Consider the following 23,117-nt stretch of genomic DNA (forward strand, 5'->3'; position numbering starts at 1 on the left):
GTCCGGGTAGCGCTTGTGCAGCGCTGTCACCTCGATGCCCGCCATCAGCGTCGCACCGCCCCGAGCGTCACACCGGCGATGAGGTGCTTGCGCACCAGGTACGCGAAGACGAGCACCGGTAGGGCGAACACCACGGAGGCGGCGGCCACGAGACCCCAGTCCGTAGTGGTGCCGCCGATGAGGCCGGCGATGGCGGGTGGGGCCGTCCGGACGTCGTCGCTGGAGGTGAGGAAGGTGGCGAACACGAACTCGTTCCACGAGAAGATGAGCGCGAAGACCGCCGTCGCGGCGATGCCGGGCACGAGCAGGGGAAGGGTGTATCGCCGGAACGCCTGCAACCGGGTGTAGCCGTCGAGCATGGCGGCATCCTCGTACTCCGCGGGCACCTCGTCGACGAACCCCTTCATCATCCAGATCGTGAACGGGACGTTGAACGCGGTGTAGATGAGGATCAGGCCGAGCTTGTTGTCGATGAGTCCGACCTGGCGGTACATGAGGAAGATCGGGATCACGACCACCACGGGCGGCATGAAGCGGGTGGACAGGATGAAGAACAGTTGGTCCTTCTTGGCCTTCACGGCGAAGCGTGAGTAGGCCCAGGCCGCCGGGACACCCAGCACGGTGGCCAGCACCGTGGAAGCTCCGGCGACCACGACGGAGTTGAGGAACGAGACGGACAGGGCCGAGCGACCGCCGTCGGGGTTGACGAACACGTCCTTGTAATGATCCAGAGTGATCTTGAAATCGAAGAACTTGGCCGGGATGGCGTAGACGTCCCGGTTCTCCTTGATGGACGTCTCGATCATCCACAGCACCGGAAAGAGCATCACGACGGCCAGCACGGTCAGCAGCGTGACCTCCAGCACGGAGCGGCCCCGGCCGCCAAGGCGGCGCACGGGGGGCGTGTGATCCCGGGCAGGACCTGTGGACACGGCCTCGTCGACGGAGACGGCCATCAGCCCTCCTTGAGCTTGTTCAAATAGCGCAGGTAGAACTGCGTGAGGATGATGACGACGAGGACCATGAGGATCCCGTACGCCGAAGCGGTTCCGGTGTTGAAGCCAAGGAACGCGACCTTGTAGATGTGGAACGACAACGTCTCGGTGGAGACGCCGGGGCCTCCGTTGGTGAGGATGTAGACGAGGTCGAACAGCCGAAAGGCCTCGATGGCCCTGAACATCACGGCAATGAGAAGCAGTGGCCACACCAGCGGAAGAGTGATGGTGCGGAACCGGAACCACTCGGACGCCCGGTCGATCGAGGCGGCCTCGTACAGGTACTTGGGAACCGCGCTGAGGCCGGCGAGTGCGATGAGCATGATGAACGGCGTCCACTGCCAGGTGTCGACAACGACCAGGGAAAGCAGTGCTGTCCGCTGCCGGGTGAGCCACTCCACCTGCCCCAGGCCGACCGAGCCGAGCATGCTGTTGACCACGCCGAACTGCGCGTCGAGCATGAACCGCCAGAACAGCCCGACCACGACCGGCGACAGCATCATCGGAACCAGGAACAGAGTGGTCAGCACTCCTCGCCCGTGCGTGCGCCGGGAGATCAGGTAGGCGATGCCGAAGCCGAGCACGGTCTGCAGGCCGACCGCGCCGACCACGTAGATCAACGTTGTCAGGGCCCTCGTGTGGACCTGCGCCGACGTCAGGATTGCCGTGTAGTTCCCGAACCCGATGAAATTGGCGCGCCCCCCGCGGGTGGCCGAGTAGTCGGTGAAAGACAGGTACAACGCCCACAGCAACGGGAACACCGACATGGCGAGCAACAGCAGCATCGCGGGGGAGATGAACGTGACGGCGAGCCAGCGGTCGCTCAACCGGCGGGACCGCCCCGGTGCAGGTGGCGTCACAGACGCCACCTGCCCGGGATCGGTCGTCAGAGGGACGGGGTCACTCACAGTCCGCCGCCGCCCTTGCGGCTGCTCGAGTCGAGCACGCTCTGCTGCTCCTTGGCGATGTCGTCGAGCGCATCCTTCGGCTTCTTCGCGCCGTTGAGGGCCGCGTTCACGTTGGTGTTCTCGATGTCGACGAGGCGCGCGTACTCGGGCACGTTCCACATGTCCCGCATCCGCGGAACCGAGTCCGCGTACACCTTGTTGAACGGCCCGGCATTGAGGAACTCGGGCGACTCCAGGGCATCCGTACGCGCTGGCACGCCGCCGGCCGCGGCCCACTTCTTCTGGACATCAGCCTGCTCGAACCACTTCATGAAGTTCAGGGCCTCGGCCTGGTTCGCCGCGGCGGAGTAGGCCGACACGTGCATCCCCATACCGCCGAGCGGCACCAGGTTCGTCTTCTGGCTCGGCAGGGTGGCAAACCCCAACTTGTCGAGAATCTGCTCCCGCGTGGTGCCGAGGGTCGACTCCTTCGGATCGAGCAGGCCGCCGCTCGCGGCGATCCAGTTGAAAGCGATGCATGCCTTGCCCTGGGCGACCGCCGCGTTCACCTCGTCGATGAACCAGTTGCCGGAGCCCTTCGCGGTCAGCGGCTTCATCTTGTTGACCAGGACGTCCATCGCCTCCTGGCCAGCGGCGTCGTTGAGGACGCCCTCGATCTTGCGGTTCTTGGGGTCCCAGAGGTTGCCGCCGTAGACGCCGTTGACCGTGTTGTAGGTGACGGCTGCGGCGTCGGACCCGTTGGCCTGGTGGAAAGCCAGCCCGCTGACGCCAGGGTTGTCCGCCTGGCACTTCTCGGCGGCTGAGATCATCTGGTCCCAGGTCTGCGGCGGCTTGTCGCCGATCAGGTCCTTGCGGTAGATCATCGTCCAGGTGTCGCCGAGCAGTGGCAGGCCGTACAGGCTGGCGTTCTCGTCGCGCTTGCCGGTCTCCGCCTGGGGGAACTGGCCGTACGCCGCCAGGAGGTACGGGTTGTAGGCCGCGACGTCGATGTTGTTCTTGACGAAGTCGGTGAGGTCGAGGATGTTGCCGTTCGTCACGGCCTCGCCGATGTGTTGCGAGTCCAGGATCGCGATGTCGAAGTCGGTCTTGCGCGCGGCGAACTGGGTGAACATCGCGTCGTGCCAGTTCGCGTTCGGCACGGTGTTGACCTTGATGGTCGCGTTCGGCCGTACCTTCTTGTACTCCGTGTTCGCGAAGGCTTCCAGTGCCTTGGCGGGGGGCCAGTCGAACCAGATGAAGCTGAGGGTCAGCGGGTCCTTGGTGAGCTCCGGGATGGTCGCCGGCGCCTTGGGGGCGCTCGCCTTCTCGTCGTCGTCCTTGCCATCGCCGCAAGCCGTCATGGTCGTGGCCACCAGCAGCATGGCCGCCGTCGCCAGCCGTGCCTTCCGGCCGGTTGTGGACATTCTTCCTATTCGCTTCGGACTGTGCATTTTTATGCCTGCTTTCTGGGTGGGGACTTCTAGAACCTCGCTATGTGCTTCGCCGAGCAGTTGCTGGGTTGTCCAGGCGTGTTGCCGGGCCGTCGCGGGGGCCGACCCGCGGACCGGCGTCACGAGTACGCCGCGATGTACTGGGTCTTCATGGTGTCGAGAAGTCCTTCGGCCCATCTGCGGCCCGGTGACGGACCGAGCAGGACGTCGAACATGCTCAGGGGAGCTTCAGGTGATCGAAGTGGAGCGATGGCGGGCGGCTCCGCCATGGGTGCAGGATGGCGATCATTCGCCACCTTTCCTATACGATCCCGGTGGGGGCGTCAGCATCCCGCAGCGTTGCGATCGATGTCAACAGCTTCCCGCAGGCGCAAGGAAGGACCTCACCTCACGATGGACGACGAAGCGATGATCGCGCGGGGCCGCAGGGCGGTGACGGGCGGAATACCGCCGGGCAGATCTGGTGGCCGGCTTGCCGACGAGGTGTACGACACGCTGCTCGGACAGCTGATGTCGCTACGGATCGAGCCTGGCTCCCGCGTCACGATCGACGTCCTGGCGCGGGAGCTGGGGGTCTCGCAGACGCCGATCCGAGACGCTCTGAACCGCATGGAGGCCGAGGGCCTGGTCGTGCGCGTACCCCATGCCGGCTACCGCATTCCGCCCCAGATCACCCGTCACCGATTCGAGGACATGCTCGAGGTCCGCCTGCTCCTCGAGCCGGCGGCGGCGCGCAGATCCGCGGAACGCGCGTCCTTGGAGCAGGTGGCCGGTCTGCGACGGATGCTGGAGGAGATGGCGGAGCTGGAGGGGGGCAACGGGCCGATGGCCTATGGCGCCTTCGGGCTGCGCGACGCCGCTTTTCACGATCTCGTCGCCCTGAGCGCGGAGAACCAGGTCATCCGTGAAGCGCTCGCTCGCCTGCACAGCCACGTGCACCTCTTCCGGCTGCACCACGACACCCAGGTCACTCACCTGGCCATGGCCGAGCACGAGGACATTGTGGCCGCGATCGCCGCGCGTGACCCCGACGCCGCCGCCTACGCGATGCGTCGGCACATCCTGCGGTCCGGCGAGCGCTTTCGACGGTTGTTCGACGAGATCGAGGACGCGGACGGAGTGGCGGTAGAGGCTTGACGGGCGCGCTGGGCCCAGGAATGCTGACTCAATCCTGATCGGATCGGATTGGATCCACCTCACCCGCCCCCAGATGCGAGGAGAAGCAGGTGCCCAGAGCGCTGCTCCTGACCGGCGACGCCGCCGAGGAGCTCGACACCATGTATCCCTACTACCGCGTGCAGGAGGGCGGCTGGGACGTCGACGTCTCGTCACGGACGATGCGCGACGTGCAACTGGTCATCCACGAGTTCGACCCCAACTCCGACGCCTACGTGGAGAAGAACGGCCGCAAGCTGCCGGTCGACGTGCCCTGGGCCGAGGTCGACGTCGAGCGCTATGACGCCCTCATCATTCCTGGGGGACGTGCCCCCGAATGGATCCGGGTCGACGCCGACGTCAGGCGTATCACCGAGCACTTCTTCGCGCGCAACCTCCCCATCGCGTTGGTGTGCCACGGCGCGCAGGTGCCAGCGGTGTACGGGCTCCTGAAGGGTCGAAAGACGGCGTGCTTCCCCCCGATCACCGGTGACATGGAGAACGCGGGCGCGACGGTCATCGACGCCCCCGACGTCGTCGACGGCAACCTCGTCTCCTGCCGGGGGTGGCCCGACATGCCGCAATTCGGCAGGGCGATGATGGAGCTCTTCTCGAAGTCTGTCGACCCCGCATCGGCATGAGCACACCTGGCCTGCCCCGGTGACCGCACTTCGGAGCCTCACAGTCGACGGTTCCCCCGTCCACGTCCTGGAGAGCGGCACGGGGCCGGCGGTGCTGATGCTGCACGGCTCCGGACCCGGCACGACCGGGTCCGGCGCCTGGGCAACGACGGCGCAGGCGCTGGGCGCGTCCTGGCACCTGGTGGCTCCGGACCAGGCGGGGTTCGGCCGCACACCCATCCCGGCGGGCTCCAGGGGTGGGCTCCGGCTGTGGACCGAGCAGGCAGCAGGCCTGATGGATGCTCTCGGTATCGAGCACTACGCCGTGGTGGGTCACTCCATGGGCGGTGCCGTGGCGCTGGCGTTGGCGGCCGCGCGCCCCCAGCAGGTCACCCGTGTCGTGGCCGTCTCGACGATGGGCGCCCCCGGGGCGCCGCTGTCCGCCGACCTCGACGCGCTCTGGGCCGCCCCCGCCGGCCCGATCGGGGCACGAGACATGCTGAGTCGCCTCGTCCTCGACCAAGCGCTCGTGACCGATTCGGCCGTCGAGGCCCGTGCAACCGCGATGCGAGCAGGGGAGGCCGCATTCGCGTCGTTGTTCCCGCCACCCAGGGCACGATGGGTCGACGAGCTCACCCTCTCGGCGCAAACCCTGGCAGCGGTGCGCGCGCCCGTGCTGCTCGTTCACGGCGCCGAGGACCGGGTCACCCCGCTCGAGACGGCAGCCCAGCCCCTGCTCGAACACCTGGCCGACGTCCGTCTGCACGTGCTCGGCCGATGCGGGCACGTGCCGGCGATCGAACACCCGCAGGAGTTCAGGCAACTGCTGTCGTGCTTCCTCCGCCCGGACCGAAGTCACTGACTGCTGCGGCAGGCTGCACGACATCAGGGCCGAGTGCTCATGAGCGCCACGACGACGACCGTGCGGAGTCACGGCAGTTCGTGAGAGCGAACCCGTGCCCCGCCGACCTGAGGTCGACGGGGCACGGTGGGTGCAGTGAGGGGATCAGGCGACGAAGCGGGTCTTGCGGCGGCGGGCCACCACGAAGCCCACAGCGCCGGCGGCGAGCAGTACGCCACCGATGCCGGCGGTCACACCGGCCTTGGCGCCAATGATCGGCAGCGAGCCATCGGTGTCCCCGCCTCCCTGGCCGTCATCCCCACCGGGATTCTCGCTCCCGCCGTCAGCGCTCGCGATAATGGTGATCGTCGCCCTGTCGTTGGCTGGGTTGAGATCCACGCCCGTGTCGAAGGTCAGCCGCACCTGGGCGGCCCGGGTGCCGGCCTCGTCGAGGCGCAACTCGAACTCGTACTCGATTTTCTCGCCCTGCGCCAGGCGTTTGCGCTCGCCGCAGTGGTACACCGTTTCGCCAGGTTTTCCAGGCACCCAGTCGCCGTAGCTCGAGCAAGTCATCGGAACTCGCCGTTAGGTCGGGTGCCGCACCAGAGCGAGGGTCATGTTTCTGATCCTGCGGGGCCGAGCCCCTAGTATGGCGTCATGACCGTAGACCTGTTCGCGGGCATCGCCGTTCGCGACTACGCCGCCGCGGCGGCCTGGTACGAGCGACTCCTCGGCGCCCCGCCGTCGTTCCTACCGAACGACACCGAGGCGGTGTGGGAGCTCGCCGAGCACCGGTACGTGTTCATCGAGGTGCGGCCCGACCATGCCGGGCACGCCCTGCACACCGTCTTCGTCAGCGACTTCGACGCCCGCGTCGCCCAGATCGCCGAGCGCGGCCTGGAGCCGGCCGAGCGCGAGACCTACGACAACGGCGTCCGCAAGGCAACCTTCCGCGACCCAGACGGCAACGAGATCGGCTTCGGCGGCGGGCCGGTCTGACGGAGGCCAGCGACCCGGCCGTGCCCGGCGGGCCACCACGAACGGGCGTCGAGTGTTCACTGCCGCGCTGGTCGCTGTCGCGACCGAGCGGCCCTGCTGCACCAGACGGAGGGCACCATCGCTGCGGGGCACGGTCCGCCACCGCGTAGTTCGGCCCCGCGAAGGCCCTGCCAACTGGTTGAAGGGGAATGGCGTTCGTACGATTCCAGTGCCGGGGGGACTTCGATACAGTGCCGGTCATGGTGCGCAATGGCTAGCGTCAGAGGCAGCTTTGAGTATCCCGATGGGCTGATTCCAGGAACGTCCAAAGCGGGTGGACTTCACCAGAATTTGTACAACAGCGCCGGGAAGCTCGTTGACCACGGCACGTTCATCCCGGACGGCGACAGCACGCGGTCGGCAGGGCCGGGGAGAGCGTCCTCGGAGTTCAAGGATCTGCTCAGGACGCTGGCTCTGGAAGCCGCCACGAGGGCTGCCAAGACGGCCGCGCCGCATGTCGAGAGATGGTTGGTGCAGCAGGCGCTGCCGGCTGCGAAGACCGCGTTGACCCAGCAGGCGGTCCCCGCAGTGAAGTCGACATGGAATAACCAGGCGCTCCCCGCCATGCGGTCGACGTGGAATTTTGTGTCAGGGAAACGAGCCTCACGCGGTGCCATTGCCGCCGAATCGGCGCCGGAGGCGGGTCCGATCCGGGTTACGGCGACTGTGGGCGGGGAACCGTCGCCTGAACTGGTCGCGGCGCTCGAGAGCTTCAGTGCCGGGGCCAGCGAGGCGGAAGCGAGGGAACGCTTTGTCGCGGCGATGATGGCCCAACTGCTCACCGAGGAGGGTCGACTGTTCAACGAGGTGCAGGCGAGGGTACTGCTCAACGTCGGGGCCGACGAGCTGAACATGGAGAGCGCGCTCGGCCCGGAGCAGGTGAGCGACAGCATCAAACGGATGCTGTAGGAGGACCCAGCGTTGATCGACGAGCTGGTACGGGCTCTAGGGCCGCGCCAGATCGAGGGGTGAGCGACGCACTCCGCTTTGGCGACGGCGGTGCAGCCACCTAGTGGAAGCGGGCGCGCACGGTTGAGTCCTGCCAGCGGTAGAGGTCGCGCAGTAGGGAGATCTCGGCGCCGTGATGGATCAGCTCCCTGTTGACGTGCAGGACGATGCCCTCCATGGGGAACCGCTCGGAACCCACGGTGGGTGGATTTTCCAGATCGACGTCCGAGAGTTCGCGGACCCCCGCGTTCCATCTCCCATACATCTCATCGAGCTGTTTCAGTGCCTCGTCGGCGGTTCCCGCGTAGGCGAATGTCTGGGAGTCGATGTCCTGGCCGCCGAAGTGCCATCCGACCCGATAGCCCAGGCAGGAAACGATGATGTGTGCCAGCCGCCAGGCAATCGTGGTCACCGGCGCCGGCGCCGGGTCAGGGACGCGGAGTCCATCGTCCATTCCCCCGAACCCGCCGACATCGGTGCGGCCGACGTGCCACGTGGGCGGATGCTCCAGCAGCCACGCACCGGCTCCCAGAAGTACTCCTCATCGGCAAGACCGTGCAGCCGCGGACGCAGGTTCTTGTGCCAGTGCCGGTCCAGCTGGTCCGCGAGGCGTTCGCTGCTTGTCACTTCCGCACGCTACATGCAGCAGAGACCTGGCTGCGACCCTCGCCGCTGCCTTCGCCGGCCGTGGGCCGCGAGGGCGTACCGCACGGGGATTGGCCGCTTGTTCCTGTCAGGACTGAGAGGCTCGTGCGCCCATCCGAGCCGTTCAACTCAGCGGTCACTTTCGTCAAGCCATGTTCTTGTTCGACGGATCAAGCGCCGCGCGAGCGCGGCGGACCCTGACCGCTCGCGCTCGGCCTGCTGGCGGCCTGTGGCCGGCATCGGCTGGCGTGGCGGGCGGCGCGGCCTCAGCCTGCTGCCGCAGCGGTGATGTAGGCCCGAGCAGCGCGTGTCACCGCCGCTGTGCTCCACGCAGTGCCCGGGTGGGCCGGGCGTCGTCGCGGCCGGCGTCGGATCGAGGTCCCGGCCGCTGAGCACGGCGAACGGGACGGCGGGCACGGCGATCACGATGGTCAGCACCAGGAAAGCGGCTGCCGTGCGTGCCAGTCGCAGGTGGCACGCGACGAGCGCGATGAGGGCCAGCCCGGCGGCTGTCTCGACTCGGCCGCTTGATTGCTCTGCCTAGATCCCGGCCGGTGTGGCTTTCTGTGGCAGCTCTCTTGACTTCTCCTAAAACCGGGCGTAAACAAAGCACAAGCAAAATGAAACGGCGGTGAAACAACACCATGTACGCCGAAGAACGACAGCAGGAGATCCTTCGCATCGCCCGGGAGGTGGGCCGGGTCGAGGTAGCTGGCCTGGCCGATGGACTCAACGTGACGTCGGAGACCATCCGCCGCGATCTCACCATCCTGGAGCGGGCCGGTGTGCTGCGCCGCGTCCACGGTGGAGCGATCCCGGTCGAGCGGCTCGGGTTCGAGCCCGCGCTGGCGGCGCGTGACGCGGTGCTCATCGAGGAGAAGGAGCGCATCGCCAAGCTCGCCTTGAGTGAGGTGCCGGAGGAGGGCGCGATCATCCTCGACGCCGGCACCACGACCGCCCGGCTGGCCCAGCTGCTCCCGGTCGACCGTGAGCTGACCGTCGTGGTCAACTCGCCGGTCATCGCCACGACCCTCGGTACCTATGCCAACCTCAACGTGCTGCTGTTGGGTGGACGGGTCCGCGGGAAGACCCTGGCGACCGTCGACGACTGGGCGCTGTCGCCGTTGGCGGACCTCTACGTCGACGTCGCGTTCATCGGGACCAACGGCATCTCGGTCGAGCGTGGGCTGACCACCCCGGACCCGTCCGAGGCGGCGGTGAAGCGGGCGATGGTCCGTGCGGCCCGCCGCACGGTGGTGGTCGCCGATCACACCAAGCTCGGCAACGACTATTTGGCCCGGTTCGCTGAGCTGGCCGACGTCGACCTGCTCATCACCGACAGCCGTGCCGACCTCGACCTGGTCGGTGACCTGGAGTCCGCAGGCGTTCGGGTGGTACGCGCATGAGAGCGGGGCGGGCATGATCGTCACCGTCACCCTCAACCCCAGCCTCGACCGGGCCGTGGAGGTCGACTCACTCACCCGGGGTGAGGTCATCCGGGCTGCCACAGCTCACCTTGACCCCGGCGGCAAGGGCGTCAACGTATCCCGTGCCCTGCTGGCCAACGGGGTGCCGTCGGTAGCAGTGTTGCCGTCCGGCGGTGACGAGGGCAACCAGCTCATCCGTCTGCTCAAGGCGGAGGGTGTGGAGGTCCTCGCCGTGTCGATCTCCGGAAGGACCCGTTCCAACATCACCCTGGCCGAGCCCGACGGCACGGTCACCAAGATCAACGAGCCTGGCCCGGCCATGTGCAGCGCCGAGTTCCACGAGGTGATCGACCGTGTGCTCGCCCGTGCCAGCGGTGCCGACTGGGTCGTGCTGTGCGGCAGCGTCCCGCCCGGCCTGCCCGCCGACGCTTACGCTCAGTTGTGCCGGAAGCTGCGCGCTGCCGGCGTCAGGGTCGCGGTCGATACCAGCGGTCCTGCCCTGCGCGAGGCCGCCCTGGCCGGGGCGACAGTGCTCAAGCCCAACCGCGACGAACTGGCCGAAGTGGTCGGCACCCCGCTGAAGGACCTCGGCGATGTGGTCGATGCCGCTCAGTGCCTGCGGGCATGGGGAGCCGGCACCGTCGTGGCCAGCCTCGGCGCTGACGGCGCTGTCCTGGTCGATGCCGAAGGGGTCCGCACCGGCACCTGTCCAGTCGCCCGGCCCCGGAGCGCCGTCGGCGCCGGCGATGCGCTGCTCGCCGGGTTCCTCGCTGCGGGCGCGCAGGGTGCCGCCGCTCTCGCTGAGGGCCTGGCCTGGGGCGCCGCCGCGGTGAGCCTGCCCGGCAGCCGGATGCCCGGTCCAGCGGACCTGTTCCGCCACGACGTCACCATCCACTCCTAGCCGGACGAGCTTCTTCCCTTCGCCGTCTGGACCGCCCCTCGATGAAGGAGATACCCCCGTGACCTCCTCTTCCTACACACCAGAGGTGAAGGGCCAGGGCCTCAGAGCCACGGTGCAACGCCTCGGCGGCTACTTGGCCGCGATGGTCATGCCCAACATCGGCGCGTTCATCGCCTGGGGCCTGATCACCGCACTGTTCATCCCGACCGGTTGGATCCCCAACAAGACCCTGGCCGAACTGGTCGGCCCGATGATCAGCATCCTGCTACCGGTGCTCATCGGCTACACCGGCGGCCGGCTGGTCCACGGCCAGCGCGGTGCCGTCGTGGGCGCGGTGGCGACCATGGGCCTCGTCGTCGGCGCGGATGTGCCGATGATCCTCGGCGCGATGATCATCGGGCCGCTCACGGCCTATGTCCTCAAGCTGTTCGACGGCCTGATCGAAAACAAGATCCGTCCCGGCTTCGAGATGCTGGTCGACAACTTCAGCGCCGGCATCATCGGCGCCGCGATGGCCATCGGCGGTGTCTACGGCATCGGCCCGGTGGTCGAATGGCTCACCAAGCAAGCCGGCTCGGGCGTCGACTGGCTCGTCGGCAAGGACCTGCTGCCGCTGACCTCGGTGCTCGTCGAACCCGCAAAGGTGCTCTTCCTCAACAACGCCATCAACCACGGCGTGTTCGGCCCGTTGGGCATCGCCGAGGCGGCCGACAAGGGCAAGTCGATCCTGTTCATGATCGAGTCGAACCCTGGCCCCGGCCTCGGTCTGCTGCTCGCCTTCATGGTCTTCGGCCCCCGCGCGCTGCGCCCCAGCGCCCCAGCCGCGATCATCGTGCAGTTCCTCGGCGGCATCCACGAGATCTACTTCCCGTACGTGCTGATGAAGCCAAAGCTGATCCTCGCCATGATCGCCGGTGGCGCGGCCGGCGTCGGCACCTTCGTGATCACCGGTGCGGGCCTGGTCGCCACCCCCTCGCCGGGCAGCATCTTCGCCTATCTCGCCGTCACCCCCAGAGGCGGCCACTTCGGGGTCATCCTCGGCGTCGTGATCGCCGCCGCCGTCACCTTCGCCGTCGCCTCGGCCCTGCTCGGCTTCGGCCGCGGCGAGCCCGCCGCGGACGCTGTCGGCCCCGACGAGGAGACGGCTGTCCGCCCGGACGAGGAAAGGGTTGTCGACCCCGACGAGACCCTGAACAAGTCGGCCAAGCAGGAGGTCTGAACACATGCCCACCATCAACGGCACCGACATCAAGAAGGTCGTCGTCGCCTGCGACGCCGGCATGGGCAGCAGCGTGATGCTGGCCAGCCAACTTCGGCGGCAACTCGCGAAGAACGCGGTGACCGTCGAGCACACGCCGGTCAACTCGATCCCGGCGGACGCAGACGTGGTCATCTGCCACCAGGGGCTCACCGCGCGGGCCCGGGTCAGCGCGCCCGACAAGGTGATCGTGCCGATCCAGGTGTTCATCGGCGACCCGGCCGTCACCAGGGTCGTGAACGCGGTGCAGCGCGGTGGTGAGCTGAGTGGCTGAGCTGCTGGCCCGTGACGCGATCCGGCTCCACGAGCGGGCCGGATCGCGCGAAGAGGCGATCAGCCGCTGCGGCGCGGTACTCGTCGAGGTCGGCGCGGTCGCCCCGGCGTACGTGGACGCGATGCTCGCCCGGGAGCAGAGCGTCTCCACGTACATCGGGGAGGGCGTCGCCATCCCGCACGGCACGCTGAACAGCAAGGAGTCGGTCCAGCGCGACGCCCTCGCGGTGCTGCGCTTCCCAGACGGCGTCGACTGGGACGGCTTCGACGTGCGGGTCTGCGTCGCCATCGCCGCGGCCGGCGACGGGCATGTGGACATCCTGGCCCAGCTCGCCTCGGTGCTGATGGACCCGGCGCAGGCGCAGCGGCTACGAGAGTCGACGAGTGCCGATGACGTGATCACCATCCTTGAAGGGAAGCCCTCGTGAAGGTTGTCCGATTCCACGCACCCGGTGACGTCCGCATCGAGGACGCGCCCGAGCCCACGCCGGGCCCCACCGACGTGAAGATCCGCGTCCGGGCATGCTCCACCTGCGGCACCGACGTGAAGATCTCCCGCTTCGGCCACCACCACATCGCCCCGCCGCGCGTCATGGGCCACGAGATCGCCGGCGAGATCGTCGAGGTCGGCGCCGATGTCACGGGCTGGCAGTCCGGCGACCGGGTCCAGGTCATCGCCGCCATCCCGTGCGGTCAGTGCGCCGAGTGCCGGCGCGGCCGGATGACCGTGTGCCCCAACCAGGTGTCGATGGGCTACCACTTCGACGGCGGGTTCGCCGAGCACATGGTTGTGCCGCACAACGTCCTCGCCGTCGACGGACTCAACCGGATCCCCGAGGGACTCAGCTTCGCCGAGGCATCCGTCGCCGAGCCTCTCGCCTGCGTCCTCAACGGCCAGAACCTCGCCGGTGTGGGGGAGGGCGACGACGTGGTCGTCGTGGGCTCCGGGCCGATCGGCTGCCTGCACGTCCGCCTGGCCCGCTCGCGCGGCGCGGCCCGGGTGTTCCTCGTCGACCTCAACCGCGAACGCCTCGACCTGGCCGCCAACCTGGTCCGGCCGGACGCGGCGATCTGCGGCGCCGAGACCGACGTCGTCGACGCGGTACTCAAGCTCACCGAGGGCCGGGGCGCCGACGTCGTCATCACCGCCACGGCCGCCGGCGTCGCCCAGGAGCAGGCGGTGCAGATGACGGCGCGGCAGGGCCGGATCAGCTTCTTCGGCGGCCTGCCGAAGGACAAGCCGGTCATCTCCCTGGACTCCAACCTCGTGCACTACCGCGAACTGACCATCGTCGGCGCCAACGGCTCCAGCCCGGAGCACAACAAGGAAGCGCTGCGACTCATCGCCAACGGCTCCGTGCCGGTCGCCGACCTCATCACCCACCGCCTGCCGCTCGACCGCGCCCTCGACGCCTTCGGCATCGTGGCGCGCGGCGAAGCGATCAAGGTGACGATCGAACCCTAGGGGGATCCGATGCCCACCAGAACAGTCCTCGTCGGCTCCGCCAGCGGGCTGCACGCCCGACCGGCGGCGCTGTTCGTCGCCGAGGCGGCGAAGCAGCCGGTGCTGGTCACCATCCGCAGCGGCGACAAGAAACCCGTGCCGGCCCGCAGCATGCTCGCCGTGCTGTCGCTCGGCGCCAAGAAGGGCACCGAGGTCACCCTGGAGGCCGACGGCGACGGCGCCCAGGCCGCCGTCGACACCCTGGCCGACCTCCTCGAACGTGATCTGGACGCCGTCGATGCGTGAACTCCGGGGGATCGGGGCCAGCCCCGGTGGTGCGGCGGGGCCGGTCTACCGGTTGGCCCCGCCGCCGGCCCTGCCGCCGCTGGTGGAGGCCGTTGATCCCGGGGCCGAGAAGGCGACCGTCCGGGCCGCGGTCCTCGCCGTCGCCGCCGACCTGACCCGTCGGGCGGACACCGCCCTGGACGTGACCGCCGCCGAGGTCCTGCGCGCGCAGGTCATGATGGCGCAGGACGAGACGCTCATCGACGCGGCCGACATCGCCATCGACGGCGGTGCGGACGCGCCGCACGCGATCACCGACGTGCTCGCCGGGCACCGGGCCGCCTTCGAAGCCGCAGGCGGGTACCTCGCCGAGCGGGTCAGCGACCTCGACGACCTGCGGGACCGCCTCGTCGCAGCGTGCCTCGGGCTGCCGATGCCGGGCGTGCCGGACCCTGGCCATCCGTACCTGCTCATCGCCCGCGACCTGGCGCCCGCCGACACCGCCGGCCTCGAGCCGGGCCTGGTGCTGGGCCTGATCACGGCAGAGGGCGGGCCGACCAGCCACACCGCGATCCTGGCCCGGACACTCGGTATCCCGGCCGTGGTCCGCTGCCCGGGCATCCTGGACGTGACCGACGGCGCGCTGGCCAGTCTCGACGGCACGAGCGGCGTCGTGGTGGCCGGTGTCTCCGCCGAGACGGTGACCACTGTCAACGCGGACCGGCTCGCGGAGATCGAGCGCCGCGCCCGCTCCCGAGGCCCCGGGCGGACCGCGGACGGCCATCCCATCGCGCTACTGGCCAACATCGGATCCGCTCGCGACCTCACCGGCGAGGTTGAAGGCGTCGGCCTGTTCCGCACCGAGCTGCTCTACCTCGACCGCAGCGACCCGCCGTCGCACGAAGAGCAGGTCACCGCGTACCGCGACGTCTTCGCCGCGCTGCCCGGCAGCAAGATCGTCGTGCGTACCCTCGACGCCGGCGCCGACAAGCCGCTGCCGTTCCTGCGTCTGGCCGATGAACCCAACCCCGCGCTGGGCATCCGCGGTCTGCGGGTCGCACGGCAGACACCTTCCGTGCTCACCACGCAGTTGGCCGCGATCGCGGCGGCGGCTGCGGCGACGGACGCCGACGTCTGGGTGATGGCGCCGATGGTCGCCACGGCGGCGGAGGCGGCAGCGTTCACTGAGTCCTGCCGCGAGCACGGCCTGCCGACCGCCGGCGTGATGATCGAGGTGCCAGCTGCGGCCCTGTGCGCCAGCCAGGTGCTATGCCACGCGGATTTCCTCAGCGTCGGCACCAACGACCTCAGCCAGTACACGTTCGCCGCTGACCGTATGTGCGGCGACCTCGCCGACCTGCTCGACCCGTGGCAGCCCGCGCTGATCGCGCTCCTCGCCTCCTGCGCGGCAGCTGGCGTCGAGGCGGGCAAGCCAGTCGGCGTGTGTGGAGAGTCCGCAGCGGATCCCGATTTCGCCCTGGTGCTGGCAGGCCTGGGCATCACCAGCCTGTCCATGGCGCCCCGCAGCATTCCGGCGGTGCGCGAGTCCCTGGCCGCGCACACCCTGGACGAGTGCCGCCGGATCGCCGAGGCGGTCCTTGCTGCCCCCAGCCCGGAGGCAGCCCGGGCGGCGGCGGCCGGTGCTTCGCCCCAGCTCCGGTCCGGCGTCGGCGTGCCCGTGCGGTGAGTCGGTCGCACAGATCGCACGGAATCTCCACGCACCGCTCACCTGCTGCTGGAATCAACCGTTCGTCCGCGACGATGGACGAGAGCCATGGCGGACCGTGTTCGAACTGCGCGCCCAGCTCGACAAGCCGCGACGCTCGGTAGGCCCTTGTGCGTGTTCCGAACCGGGACACCAGGGCGATGGTCGGACGGCCAAGCGGCCGCCCGACCATCTTCCTGCGGTCAGGCGGTCAGCTGCCGCCGCACATCGGCTGAGTCGTGCAGGTTGGTCATCTGGACGAATCGGCCGTCGCGGACCTTGTAGATCGCGTACTCGACGATCTCGAACGACTTTCCGGTCGGCGCTACGCCGAGCCACTCCTTCACGGGAGTGCCGGTGTTGACCACACGCGCGGCGATGCGATCGCGGTCGAACAGCAGTTCCTGAACCTCCCAGTGCATGTCCGGAACGGCGTTGATGATGGACCGCACGTCGGCGAGGACATCGTCCCTCGTCCCCGGCTCTCCGTTCAGCACAACCTCGTCGGCGATGAACTCGTGTGGTATTCCCCGGTGGGGCCATCGGGCCCGATCAGGGCCAAGGCGACAGTTGCGTCGGTGCCTTCGGTGGCGGTGTAGCCAGGGTCGGAGGCGTTGATCCGCATTCCGGGCACGTTCTTGGCGTACTGAATGGTGAGTGCGAGCACGGCGGCTTTCGAGTTGGCGTACGGAATCATGTATCCGTGGAACGAGTCGTCCTCGGGGTCCAGCAGGGCGCGCGGGAAGCCGAGTCCGGAGGCGACGTTGACGATCACCGGCGGGGACGACTGCCGCAACAGGGGCAGGGCGGCCTGGGTGAGCCGTACGACGCCGTAGACGTTGGTCTCAAAGGTCACGCGCATCGCGTCGACGTCCAGGTCGTCAAGGTTCCACGACGAGCCTACGACGGCCGCGTTGTTGATCAGAACATCGAGTTTGGACAGCGACCCGATCGCCTTGTCGACGCTGTCCTGGTCGGTGACGTCGAGCTGAACCGCGACGGCTCCGAGGTCGCGGGCGGCATCGCCGGAGGCCAGGTCACGCATGCCGGCGTAGACGGTGTGACCGGCGGCGATCAGGCGGCGGGTGGTTTCCAGACCGAGGCCCTTGTTGGCCCCGGTCACCAAGGTTGTGGTCATGCCACCCAATGTGCGCCGCCGCCGGACCGACCGGCAGGCTCTGTTCGACGGTGGGACCGGCAGTACCACCCACTGCGCCGGATGCCGGGCATCATGGATGACGTGGATGAGTTCGCGTAGGTCCTTCGAGCATGGCGGGACCGGGTACGCCCCGAGGACGTGGGCCTGCCCCCAGGCCTGGGTCGTCGCGCTCCCGGGCTGCGGCGTGAGGAGTTGGCCCAGCTCGCCCGGGTAAGCGTGGACTACATCGTCCGCCTGGAGCAGGGCCGGGCCCGTCACCCCTCACCGCAGCTGCTGGCCTCGCTGGCCCGGGCGCTGCGCTTGAACGACCTGGAACGCGAAGCCGCCCACCGAGCCGGTACGCCGGATGGCCCCGCACTGCTGGAGAGGCTCAGCCGTCGCCGGGGCGCACCAGCCCGCTCTCGTAGGCGATAACCACAAGCTGGGCGCGGTCGCGGGCGTTCAGTTTGTGCAGCAGACGACTCACGTACGTGCGGGCGGTGTCCGGGCTGAGATGCAGGGCAGCTCCGATCTCCACATTCGACCGTCCGGTGCCAACCTGTGCCAGGACGTCGCGTTCGCGCCCGGTGAGCCCGGTCAGCCGGGCCGGGTCTGCGACGGGGGAGCGGGCGGCCGCGGCGATCACCCGCCGGGTCACCGCGGGTGACAGCAGCGCGTCTCCGCCGGCCACCACGCGGACGGCGTCCCGCAGGGCGTCGGGCGGGGTGTCCTTGAGCAGGAAGCCGGCGGCGCCGGCGCGGATGGCCTCGAAGAGGTACTCGTCGTCGTCGAAGGTGGTCAGCATGACCACCCGGACGTCGGCCAGCGTCGGGTCGGCGAGGATGCGGCGGGTGGCCTCGATACCGTCGCCGCCGGGCATCCGGACATCCATCAGGACGACGTCGGGCCGCTGCTCGCGGGCGACCGCCACACCGGCCCGGCCGTCGCCGGCTTCGCCGACGACGGTGATGTCCGGGGCGCGTTCCAGCAACGCGCGGAGTCCGGTGCGGACCAGGTGCTGGTCGTCGACGAGGAGGACGCGTACGTCGGTCATGCGGCGACTCCGGCCAGCGGTAGGTGGACCGAGACCCGGAAGCCGCCGTCAGCGGTCTCGCCGGCATCGAGGGTTCCGCCGAGCAGGGCAACCCGCTCCGACATACCGCGTAGCCCCTGACCCGTCTCAACCGCCGTGCCGCCGGTGGATCCCCGGCCGTCGTCGACGACCTCCACCGACAGCCGGGCCGGGGTCGCCCGGATCGTCACCGTGGCGCGGGTGGCGTGCGCGTGGCGCAGCACATTGGTCAGCGCCTCCTGCACGATGCGGTACACAGTGCTGCCGACCACCGTGGGCAGGGTGTCGACCGACCCGTCGAGACGCAGTTCGACCGGCAGCCCACCGCGGCGGACGCCCTCAATGAGCGTACGCAGCTGGGTGAAACCGGGGTCCGGCTCGCGTGGCCCGGGCTCGCGACGCAGCGTGCCCAACGTGGCACGCAGCTCGGCCATGGCGCTGCCGCTCACCGAGTGGATCGCGGCCAGCGCGGCCTCGGCCCGCTCGGGCTCGGCATCAGCAAGTGCCTCCCTCGCCACAGCCGACTGCAGGGTGACCACCGACATCGTGTGTCCGAGCGTGTCGTGCACCTCCCGGGCAATGCGCAGCCGCTCGGCCTCGACCTGGCGGGCTGCCTCCCGGCGGCGTTCCTCGGCCGCCGAGGCGGCCTGCCGGGCCAGCGTGACCCGTAGCGAACGCCGGTTGCGGACGGCGTCACCGAGAGCGATGACGGCGAGTATCAGGGCCGCCTCGGAGCCGAGACCGGCACCGATCACGACAGAGATGTCGTCTCCCTCGACGAGCCGGGCGGCCACCGAAACGGCCAGCAGGCTCCCGCCGACGGCGGCGGCCGGGACCACCCGGCCCCGCTGGGCGGCCACGTAGAGGATGGCGGCGGCCGGCGCGGCCACGCCGACCGGCGGCAACTCCAGCGCGTAGTAGCCGAGGATGCCGGCGGCTGTCGCCAGCAGCGCGGGGACGGTCCAACGCCGGGCTACCAGCAGCAGTACGGCCAGGCCGACCCCGAACCCGCCAGCCAGCGCCGCCCGGGAGGTCGGCGCGTCCTCGGTCGCGATCGCCGCCGCGACCAGGCCCAGGATGGCCACAGCGAGCAGCGCCTCGGTTCGGGTGGGTGAGGTGGCCTGCACGTCCGTGAGCCTAAGTCGGCGTGGGCCAGCGCCGCTGCCGTCCGCAGGCATCACCCCCGCCCCCGCACGTACGTCGAGAAGCGATGCCAGCTCACGCGGCTGCGCGGCAGACGGCCCCGAATTGGCGACCTAGCGTCGACGACGACATCACAGATCGTGCCCGCAAGGTTTCGAAAACCAAGGAGAAGTACTGCTGTGTCCCGTATCAGACTGACGTGGATTGTGCTTGTCGTGCTCGTCTGGGCGGCGATGATGTCCTTTGGTGGGGTCGCGGCCGAGACCGTGATGCTCTACCCGAACATCTTCGGGGACGCACCCGCCTCGCTGGACCGGGCCCGTGAGTTCCTGGTCGCCGGAGGCCCGAGCGACTACTTCCCGCCGCTGGGCGCCTCGGTCGTGTTGATGAGCCTCGCCGCGACCGCCCTCACGTGGCGCAATCGGCGACTGCGGTGGTACGTCGCCGCCGCCGCGGCGGTCTTCATCGCCTGCGAGTTCCTGTTCTCGGTGGTGTTCTTCTGGCCACGCAACGAGATCATGTTCGTCGACCCGGTCGGCACGCATTCCCCGGAGTACCTACGCCAGGTCGCCGAGGAGTTCGTCGCCGGCCACTGGGTGCGCCTCGCCGGCGGAGCGGTGACGTCCGCGCTGGCATTCACCGCCCTGCTGCGCTTCGCCAGGGAAACCGCGCCGGTACGGGTCGAGCGATGAGCGCCGGGCGTCGCACGCTCGGGTTCTCGTGGCCGGCCCTGGTCGCGCTCGCCGTGTTGGCCGCACCGCGGGTGGTCCTGCACGACCTGCACGTCGTGGAGGAAGGGCGGCCCGCCGCCGTGCTGCTCGCGGTCGTACCGCTGATCTGTTGGGTGGCCGCTGTGCTGTGGCGGCGTCCGCCGCGTCCGTTCCTGACCGTGGTGGTCATCGGGGCGATCTACGGTGTCCTTCTCGCGGTTGGTCACCAGATTCTGTGGGACGAGGCGTTCGGTGCGACCGGGCCGACGCTCGGGGACATCGACCCTCGGGCGCAGGAAGCGATCCTTCGGGTGGCGGCGGTGTTCTCCAGCCTCGTCACCGGAATCCTCACCGGGGTGGTGGCCGGGGCGGTGGCGGCGGTGCTGAGCCGGCTCGTCATCGGGCGGCAGCGCGCCGCCGAGCAGCCGGTCGAGAAGGTGTGGCGGCGACCGGACGACGCTGGTGCCACTCGGCCACCGCAAGGCTGATCTGTCAACCGGCGAGCACCAGCCCGGCGCGAGCAGGGGACGGCCGCCGAACGCGGCCGTCCCCTGAGGTGGGGCGGGTGTCAAGGGCATGTCCCGAGGTTCAGCGGATCGTCGCCCCGCCGGTGGGGGTCGGCTGGACCCGCTCGAACCGCACCTTGCTCAGCCATCCCGGGAGGTCACTGAGCACGTACAGCTCGCCGTTCACATCGGCGCCGAACGCCGTCGGCTGGGTGGGGAAGGTGCCGATCTCAGCGGACTCGTAGCCACCCGTGGACTTGGGACGCACGGCGAAAGCGCGGGTCGAGCAGTAGTCGCTGGCGATGTAGGTGCCCCGCGCCTCCGGGGTGACGGAACCCCGGTACACCAGGCCGCCGATGATGGAGCAGTTCTCCGTCATGTAGTGGTCGTACTCGACGATCGGGTCGGTGAGCCGCACGCCCGGCCGGCACTGCGTCTCGTCGAAGACCGGCGTGCCCTCTCGGCAGGACCAGCCGAGGTTCGCGCCACGCTGCGACGGGCGGATGTGGTTGATCTCCTCGATCAGACCCTGGCCGACGTCACCGATCCACAGCGAGTTGTCGGCCGGGTCGATGGAGAACTTCCACGGGTTGCGCAGCCCGTAGACCCAGATTTCCGGCCGCGCGCCCGGCGTGCGGACGAACGGGTTGTCGTAGGGCACGCAGTAGGGCTTTCCGCCGCAGCTGCGGTTGACGTCGATCCGCAGAATCTTGCCGAGCAGGGTGCCGAGGTTCTGGCCGCTCTTGTAGGGGTCGTTCGCGTAGCCACCGTCACCGAGGGACCAGTAGAGGTAGCCGTCGCGGCCGAAGGCCACCTGTCCGCCGTTGTGGTTGCCGTAGTCGGCGTGCTCCTGGGTGAGCAGCACCTGCACCCGTTCAGGAGCGTTGATGGGCAGTCGCGCCAGGGTCAGCGCGCCAGCCGGCAGGCTCGTGTAGGCCACGTAGAGCATCCCGGTCCGCGCGAAGTTCGGCGCCGGAGTGATGCCGAGAAGACCGCGCTCGTTGTCCGACGTGTCGATCCGGGCGGTCAGGTCGATCACCGGGTCGGGTGCCAGGCCGGTGTCGGGGTGGTAGGCGCGGACAGTGCCGTTCTTCTCCGCGATCAGCATCCGGCCGTCGGGCAGTCCGGTGATCGCGATCGGACGCTGCAGACCGAAAGCCACCCGTTCGGAAACCACGGTCAGCTCAGCAAGTGGCGCAGCACGTTTGGATGGGCCGGCCGCGGCGGTGCCTGCCACCGGCGCCAGTGGCGACAGAGACGCAGCCAGGGCCAGAACGAGCAACCCGGCCAGCAGGGCGGCCGGGCGACGACGTCGTCGTGACATGTTCAGCTCCTCGAGCAGGTGGGTGGTGGACGCGGTCTGGGAGCGTTCCCACGATACATTGGTTGAGATCGATATCCAACCCGCGTCTACGCGTTCCGTTCGAGCTTTCGACTGGTTCCCGCACTGCGGCCTGGGAAGCGGCGAGCGGAGGAGGGCACGGATTCCTTCGGCGATGCACGCCGCAGGAAGTCGTGGCAGCACCGATTACACCTATCCGTAGCGTCCGTCCCGCGACCTCCGGGGCGGGTGACAACAGGCGGTAGGGTGAGTCACCGATCGATGCGAACGGTGGTGCCGGTGAGTCTGATCCAGGCGGGTGTCACCGCGACAACGACAATGCTGGCAGTCCTGATCGGTGGGTGGCTCACCGTCCGGGCTCAGGATCGGCTGTGGCGGCGCGACCAGGATCGCCAGTGGCGAGACATCCGGCTGAACGCGTACACCGACTTCGTCGGCGCGGTCCGGGAGTACGTGGCCCACGTCCTCAACCCGGCGGCGCGCATCACCGCGGTGCCGCGCCCGCGTGATCCGGGTGATCTCATGCCGTTCTTCGATGACGAGGGCAGCCGCTACCGGGAGCGGCTGGAGAGCACCAAGACCGCGCTTCGGCTCGTGGCCGGCAAAACCGAGGTGGTGAGCGGCTCGTCGGAGCTGGTGCGCCAGGCCCGGCTCCTGGCGGCCACACGAGCGGGTAGCGAGGCCGAGGCGTTGCCCGCCGATCGGTTCGACGCACTCTGGGAGGCCGAGCGCCGATTCATCGAGGTCGCCCGGGCCGAACTCGGCCTGCCCTCCGCGTTCCAAGCCGTCGATCAACGCGCTTGACGGGCTGGGGTGAGGCTCCTCCCAACGATGGATCAGTCGCCCTTCCTCCAACGATCGGGCAGGGCATACCAGCGGCCTGCCTGCACCTCCAACAGTTCACCGGTGCTGGCGAGGTGAGAGCACGCTGTGCGCAGACGTCCGGATAGGCATCGAACAAGCGTGACTGGATGCGCCGCAGAGCGGCGGTGTAGCGGCGAACCGCAGCGACAGCCACCTCAGATTCCTCGCCCACGACATCAGTATGGCCGCGTCTCGCGGGCCGTTTGGTGGGTCAACGGCGGCTCACGACCGTGTGGCGAGCAACTCGGGTGCCACCGAGGCCCTGCTAACGAGGCCGTCTCGCTGATCTTTCGCGGCCAGTCGTACCAGGTGGGGTTGCGGCGGGGTGCGCGCTGACGCAACTCCGCTGGCGGCCGGCTCGTTGGTAGCGAGGGGCGGACGGAGGCGGACGATGGCGGCGGGGCGGGGTGCCGAACTGCTGCGCCCTCCAGTGAGCTCGGGTCGGGCGACGTTCCTGGAGCTGTTCTTC

General features: G+C 69.1%; 26 protein-coding genes and 2 pseudogenes. 17 read left to right on the forward strand and 11 right to left on the reverse strand.

From position 1 onward, the window contains the following. Positions 1-44: 44 nt before the first annotated feature. The 4 genes from DLJ58_RS32430 to DLJ58_RS33950 are packed head-to-tail and all read right to left on the reverse strand — an operon-like array spanning position 45 to position 3,602. Positions 45-956: a carbohydrate ABC transporter permease gene (locus DLJ58_RS32430; protein WP_124862579.1), complete on the reverse strand. Its 912-nt coding sequence runs from the start codon at positions 954-956 to the stop codon at positions 45-47. After that, complete coding sequence (locus DLJ58_RS32435; RefSeq protein ID WP_244219221.1) at positions 956-1,855, reverse strand: carbohydrate ABC transporter permease; 900 nt, start codon at positions 1,853-1,855, stop codon at positions 956-958. The genes DLJ58_RS32430 and DLJ58_RS32435 overlap by 1 nt, the downstream gene beginning before the upstream one ends. 44 nt (positions 1,856-1,899) lie before the next feature. Further along, positions 1,900-3,456 (reverse strand): sugar ABC transporter substrate-binding protein, encoded by a 1,557-nt coding sequence (locus DLJ58_RS32440; RefSeq protein ID WP_244219222.1) that lies wholly within the window; start codon positions 3,454-3,456, stop codon positions 1,900-1,902. After that, positions 3,453-3,602 carry a hypothetical protein gene (locus DLJ58_RS33950; protein WP_158629657.1) on the reverse strand — a complete coding sequence of 50 codons (150 nt, stop codon included), beginning with the start codon at positions 3,600-3,602 and terminating at the stop codon, positions 3,453-3,455. The genes DLJ58_RS32440 and DLJ58_RS33950 overlap by 4 nt, the downstream gene beginning before the upstream one ends. Positions 3,603-3,726: 124 nt before the next feature. On the opposite strand from DLJ58_RS33950, the gene DLJ58_RS32445 reads away from it, so the two are divergent. From DLJ58_RS32445 to DLJ58_RS32455, 3 genes are all read left to right on the forward strand, one after another. Continuing rightward, positions 3,727-4,470: a GntR family transcriptional regulator gene (locus DLJ58_RS32445; RefSeq protein ID WP_124862586.1), complete on the forward strand. Its 744-nt coding sequence runs from the start codon at positions 3,727-3,729 to the stop codon at positions 4,468-4,470. An 89-nt stretch (positions 4,471-4,559) separates the two neighbouring features. Continuing rightward, positions 4,560-5,129, forward strand: a complete 570-nt coding sequence (locus DLJ58_RS32450) for a DJ-1/PfpI family protein (RefSeq protein WP_091407098.1) — start codon at positions 4,560-4,562, stop codon at positions 5,127-5,129. A 19-nt stretch (positions 5,130-5,148) separates the two neighbouring features. Next, entirely contained in the window at positions 5,149-5,970 is an 822-nt protein-coding gene (locus tag DLJ58_RS32455) for an alpha/beta fold hydrolase (protein WP_124862589.1), read from the forward strand. A gap of 144 nt (positions 5,971-6,114) precedes the next feature. Here DLJ58_RS32455 and DLJ58_RS32460 read toward each other — a convergent pair whose 3' ends face one another. Continuing rightward, on the reverse strand, positions 6,115-6,471 hold the full coding sequence (locus tag DLJ58_RS32460; protein WP_124862592.1) for a hypothetical protein: 357 nt from the start codon (positions 6,469-6,471) through the stop codon (positions 6,115-6,117). A gap of 135 nt (positions 6,472-6,606) precedes the next feature. On the opposite strand from DLJ58_RS32460, the gene DLJ58_RS32465 reads away from it, so the two are divergent. Together DLJ58_RS32465 and DLJ58_RS32470 are read left to right on the forward strand one after the other, a co-directional pair. Beyond that, positions 6,607-6,948, forward strand: coding sequence for a VOC family protein (locus DLJ58_RS32465; RefSeq protein WP_124862595.1), 342 nt, complete (start codon positions 6,607-6,609; stop codon positions 6,946-6,948). A gap of 249 nt (positions 6,949-7,197) precedes the next feature. Further along, positions 7,198-7,896: a hypothetical protein gene (locus tag DLJ58_RS32470; protein WP_124862598.1), complete on the forward strand. Its 699-nt coding sequence runs from the start codon at positions 7,198-7,200 to the stop codon at positions 7,894-7,896. A gap of 100 nt (positions 7,897-7,996) precedes the next feature. Here the strand turns inward: DLJ58_RS32470 and DLJ58_RS32475 are convergent. Further along, positions 7,997-8,562 (reverse strand): annotated as a pseudogene (locus DLJ58_RS32475) (DinB family protein). A gap of 662 nt (positions 8,563-9,224) precedes the next feature. On the opposite strand from DLJ58_RS32475, the gene DLJ58_RS32480 reads away from it, so the two are divergent. Genes DLJ58_RS32480 through ptsP form a run of 8 tightly spaced genes read left to right on the forward strand, consistent with a single transcriptional unit; the run spans position 9,225 to position 15,855 of the window. After that, a complete protein-coding gene (locus DLJ58_RS32480; RefSeq protein WP_124862601.1) occupies positions 9,225-9,986 on the forward strand; it encodes a DeoR/GlpR family DNA-binding transcription regulator in 762 nt (253 codons plus the stop codon). 13 nt (positions 9,987-9,999) lie between these two features. After that, positions 10,000-10,908: a 1-phosphofructokinase gene (pfkB, locus tag DLJ58_RS32485; RefSeq protein WP_124862604.1), complete on the forward strand. Its 909-nt coding sequence runs from the start codon at positions 10,000-10,002 to the stop codon at positions 10,906-10,908. 58 nt (positions 10,909-10,966) lie between these two features. Further along, entirely contained in the window at positions 10,967-12,127 is a 1,161-nt protein-coding gene (mtlA, locus tag DLJ58_RS32490) for a mannitol-specific PTS transporter subunit IIC (RefSeq protein ID WP_124862607.1), read from the forward strand. Positions 12,128-12,131: 4 nt separating this feature from the next. Next, on the forward strand, positions 12,132-12,440 hold the full coding sequence (locus DLJ58_RS32495) for a PTS sugar transporter subunit IIBC family protein (RefSeq protein WP_124862610.1): 309 nt from the start codon (positions 12,132-12,134) through the stop codon (positions 12,438-12,440). Next, complete coding sequence (locus DLJ58_RS32500) at positions 12,433-12,867, forward strand: PTS mannitol transporter subunit IIA (RefSeq protein WP_124862613.1); 435 nt, start codon at positions 12,433-12,435, stop codon at positions 12,865-12,867. The genes DLJ58_RS32495 and DLJ58_RS32500 overlap by 8 nt, the downstream gene beginning before the upstream one ends. After that, positions 12,864-13,904, forward strand: coding sequence for a zinc-dependent dehydrogenase (locus tag DLJ58_RS32505; protein ID WP_124862616.1), 1,041 nt, complete (start codon positions 12,864-12,866; stop codon positions 13,902-13,904). The genes DLJ58_RS32500 and DLJ58_RS32505 overlap by 4 nt, the downstream gene beginning before the upstream one ends. A 9-nt stretch (positions 13,905-13,913) precedes the next feature. Then, the gene (locus DLJ58_RS32510; protein ID WP_124820844.1) at positions 13,914-14,189 is read left to right on the forward strand and encodes an HPr family phosphocarrier protein; all 276 of its coding nucleotides are present in this window, start codon (positions 13,914-13,916) and stop codon (positions 14,187-14,189) included. Beyond that, the gene (ptsP, locus tag DLJ58_RS32515; RefSeq protein WP_124862619.1) at positions 14,182-15,855 is read left to right on the forward strand and encodes a phosphoenolpyruvate--protein phosphotransferase; all 1,674 of its coding nucleotides are present in this window, start codon (positions 14,182-14,184) and stop codon (positions 15,853-15,855) included. Before DLJ58_RS32510 ends, ptsP begins: the two co-directional genes overlap by 8 nt. A 221-nt stretch (positions 15,856-16,076) precedes the next feature. On the opposite strand, the gene DLJ58_RS32520 is transcribed toward ptsP, so the two are convergent. Both DLJ58_RS32520 and DLJ58_RS32525 read right to left on the reverse strand, forming a co-directional pair. Then, positions 16,077-16,370, reverse strand: coding sequence for an ester cyclase (locus tag DLJ58_RS32520; RefSeq protein ID WP_208741460.1), 294 nt, complete (start codon positions 16,368-16,370; stop codon positions 16,077-16,079). Then, positions 16,364-17,011: an SDR family NAD(P)-dependent oxidoreductase gene (locus DLJ58_RS32525; RefSeq protein ID WP_124862625.1), complete on the reverse strand. Its 648-nt coding sequence runs from the start codon at positions 17,009-17,011 to the stop codon at positions 16,364-16,366. The genes DLJ58_RS32520 and DLJ58_RS32525 overlap by 7 nt, the downstream gene beginning before the upstream one ends. 138 nt (positions 17,012-17,149) lie before the next feature. Between DLJ58_RS32525 and DLJ58_RS34355 the strand changes: the two are divergent. Next, positions 17,150-17,446, forward strand: a pseudogene (locus tag DLJ58_RS34355) (helix-turn-helix domain-containing protein); the annotation flags it as partial. On the opposite strand, the gene DLJ58_RS32535 reads toward DLJ58_RS34355, so the two are convergent. After that, positions 17,403-18,065, reverse strand: a complete 663-nt coding sequence (locus tag DLJ58_RS32535; RefSeq protein ID WP_124862628.1) for a response regulator transcription factor — start codon at positions 18,063-18,065, stop codon at positions 17,403-17,405. The pseudogene DLJ58_RS34355 and the gene DLJ58_RS32535 sit on opposite strands and share 44 nt — an antisense overlap. Next, positions 18,062-19,210: a sensor histidine kinase gene (locus tag DLJ58_RS32540; protein ID WP_124862630.1), complete on the reverse strand. Its 1,149-nt coding sequence runs from the start codon at positions 19,208-19,210 to the stop codon at positions 18,062-18,064. The genes DLJ58_RS32535 and DLJ58_RS32540 overlap by 4 nt, the downstream gene beginning before the upstream one ends. A 195-nt stretch (positions 19,211-19,405) precedes the next feature. On the opposite strand from DLJ58_RS32540, the gene DLJ58_RS32545 reads away from it, so the two are divergent. Together DLJ58_RS32545 and DLJ58_RS32550 are read left to right on the forward strand one after the other, a co-directional pair. Next, complete coding sequence (locus DLJ58_RS32545; RefSeq protein ID WP_244219223.1) at positions 19,406-19,918, forward strand: DUF1772 domain-containing protein; 513 nt, start codon at positions 19,406-19,408, stop codon at positions 19,916-19,918. Then, positions 19,915-20,424 (forward strand): hypothetical protein, encoded by a 510-nt coding sequence (locus DLJ58_RS32550; protein ID WP_244219224.1) that lies wholly within the window; start codon positions 19,915-19,917, stop codon positions 20,422-20,424. Before DLJ58_RS32545 ends, DLJ58_RS32550 begins: the two co-directional genes overlap by 4 nt. A gap of 100 nt (positions 20,425-20,524) precedes the next feature. On the opposite strand, the gene DLJ58_RS32555 is transcribed toward DLJ58_RS32550, so the two are convergent. Then, entirely contained in the window at positions 20,525-21,766 is a 1,242-nt protein-coding gene (locus DLJ58_RS32555) for a PQQ-dependent sugar dehydrogenase (RefSeq protein WP_124862633.1), read from the reverse strand. A gap of 297 nt (positions 21,767-22,063) precedes the next feature. Between DLJ58_RS32555 and DLJ58_RS32560 the strand changes: the two genes are divergently transcribed. Beyond that, positions 22,064-22,588, forward strand: a complete 525-nt coding sequence (locus DLJ58_RS32560; protein WP_124862636.1) for a hypothetical protein — start codon at positions 22,064-22,066, stop codon at positions 22,586-22,588. Positions 22,589-23,117 lie beyond the last annotated feature (529 nt).

It is taken from the genome of Micromonospora arida (assembly GCF_003857035.1).
GTDB classification, from domain to species: domain Bacteria; phylum Actinomycetota; class Actinomycetes; order Mycobacteriales; family Micromonosporaceae; genus Micromonospora; species Micromonospora arida.

Excerpts from the sequence above, each read along its gene's own strand:
- DLJ58_RS32430 (WP_124862579.1), bottom strand. The coding sequence starts at position 956 with ATGGCCGTCTCCGTCGACGAGGCCGTGTCCACAGGTCCTGCCCGGGAT.
- DLJ58_RS33950 (WP_158629657.1), bottom strand. The coding sequence starts at position 3,602 with ATGGCGGAGCCGCCCGCCATCGCTCCACTTCGATCACCTGAAGCTCCC.
- DLJ58_RS32445 (WP_124862586.1), top strand. The coding sequence starts at position 3,727 with ATGGACGACGAAGCGATGATCGCGCGGGGCCGCAGGGCGGTGACGGGC.
- DLJ58_RS32465 (WP_124862595.1), top strand. The coding sequence starts at position 6,607 with ATGACCGTAGACCTGTTCGCGGGCATCGCCGTTCGCGACTACGCCGCC.
- DLJ58_RS32470 (WP_124862598.1), top strand. The coding sequence starts at position 7,198 with ATGGCTAGCGTCAGAGGCAGCTTTGAGTATCCCGATGGGCTGATTCCA.
- DLJ58_RS32480 (WP_124862601.1), top strand. The coding sequence starts at position 9,225 with ATGTACGCCGAAGAACGACAGCAGGAGATCCTTCGCATCGCCCGGGAG.
- pfkB (WP_124862604.1), top strand. The coding sequence starts at position 10,000 with ATGATCGTCACCGTCACCCTCAACCCCAGCCTCGACCGGGCCGTGGAG.
- DLJ58_RS32495 (WP_124862610.1), top strand. The coding sequence starts at position 12,132 with ATGCCCACCATCAACGGCACCGACATCAAGAAGGTCGTCGTCGCCTGC.
- DLJ58_RS32510 (WP_124820844.1), top strand. The coding sequence starts at position 13,914 with ATGCCCACCAGAACAGTCCTCGTCGGCTCCGCCAGCGGGCTGCACGCC.
- ptsP (WP_124862619.1), top strand. The coding sequence starts at position 14,182 with ATGCGTGAACTCCGGGGGATCGGGGCCAGCCCCGGTGGTGCGGCGGGG.
- DLJ58_RS32525 (WP_124862625.1), bottom strand. The coding sequence starts at position 17,011 with ATGACCACAACCTTGGTGACCGGGGCCAACAAGGGCCTCGGTCTGGAA.
- DLJ58_RS32535 (WP_124862628.1), bottom strand. The coding sequence starts at position 18,065 with ATGACCGACGTACGCGTCCTCCTCGTCGACGACCAGCACCTGGTCCGC.
- DLJ58_RS32550 (WP_244219224.1), top strand. The coding sequence starts at position 19,915 with ATGAGCGCCGGGCGTCGCACGCTCGGGTTCTCGTGGCCGGCCCTGGTC.
- DLJ58_RS32555 (WP_124862633.1), bottom strand. The coding sequence starts at position 21,766 with ATGTCACGACGACGTCGTCGCCCGGCCGCCCTGCTGGCCGGGTTGCTC.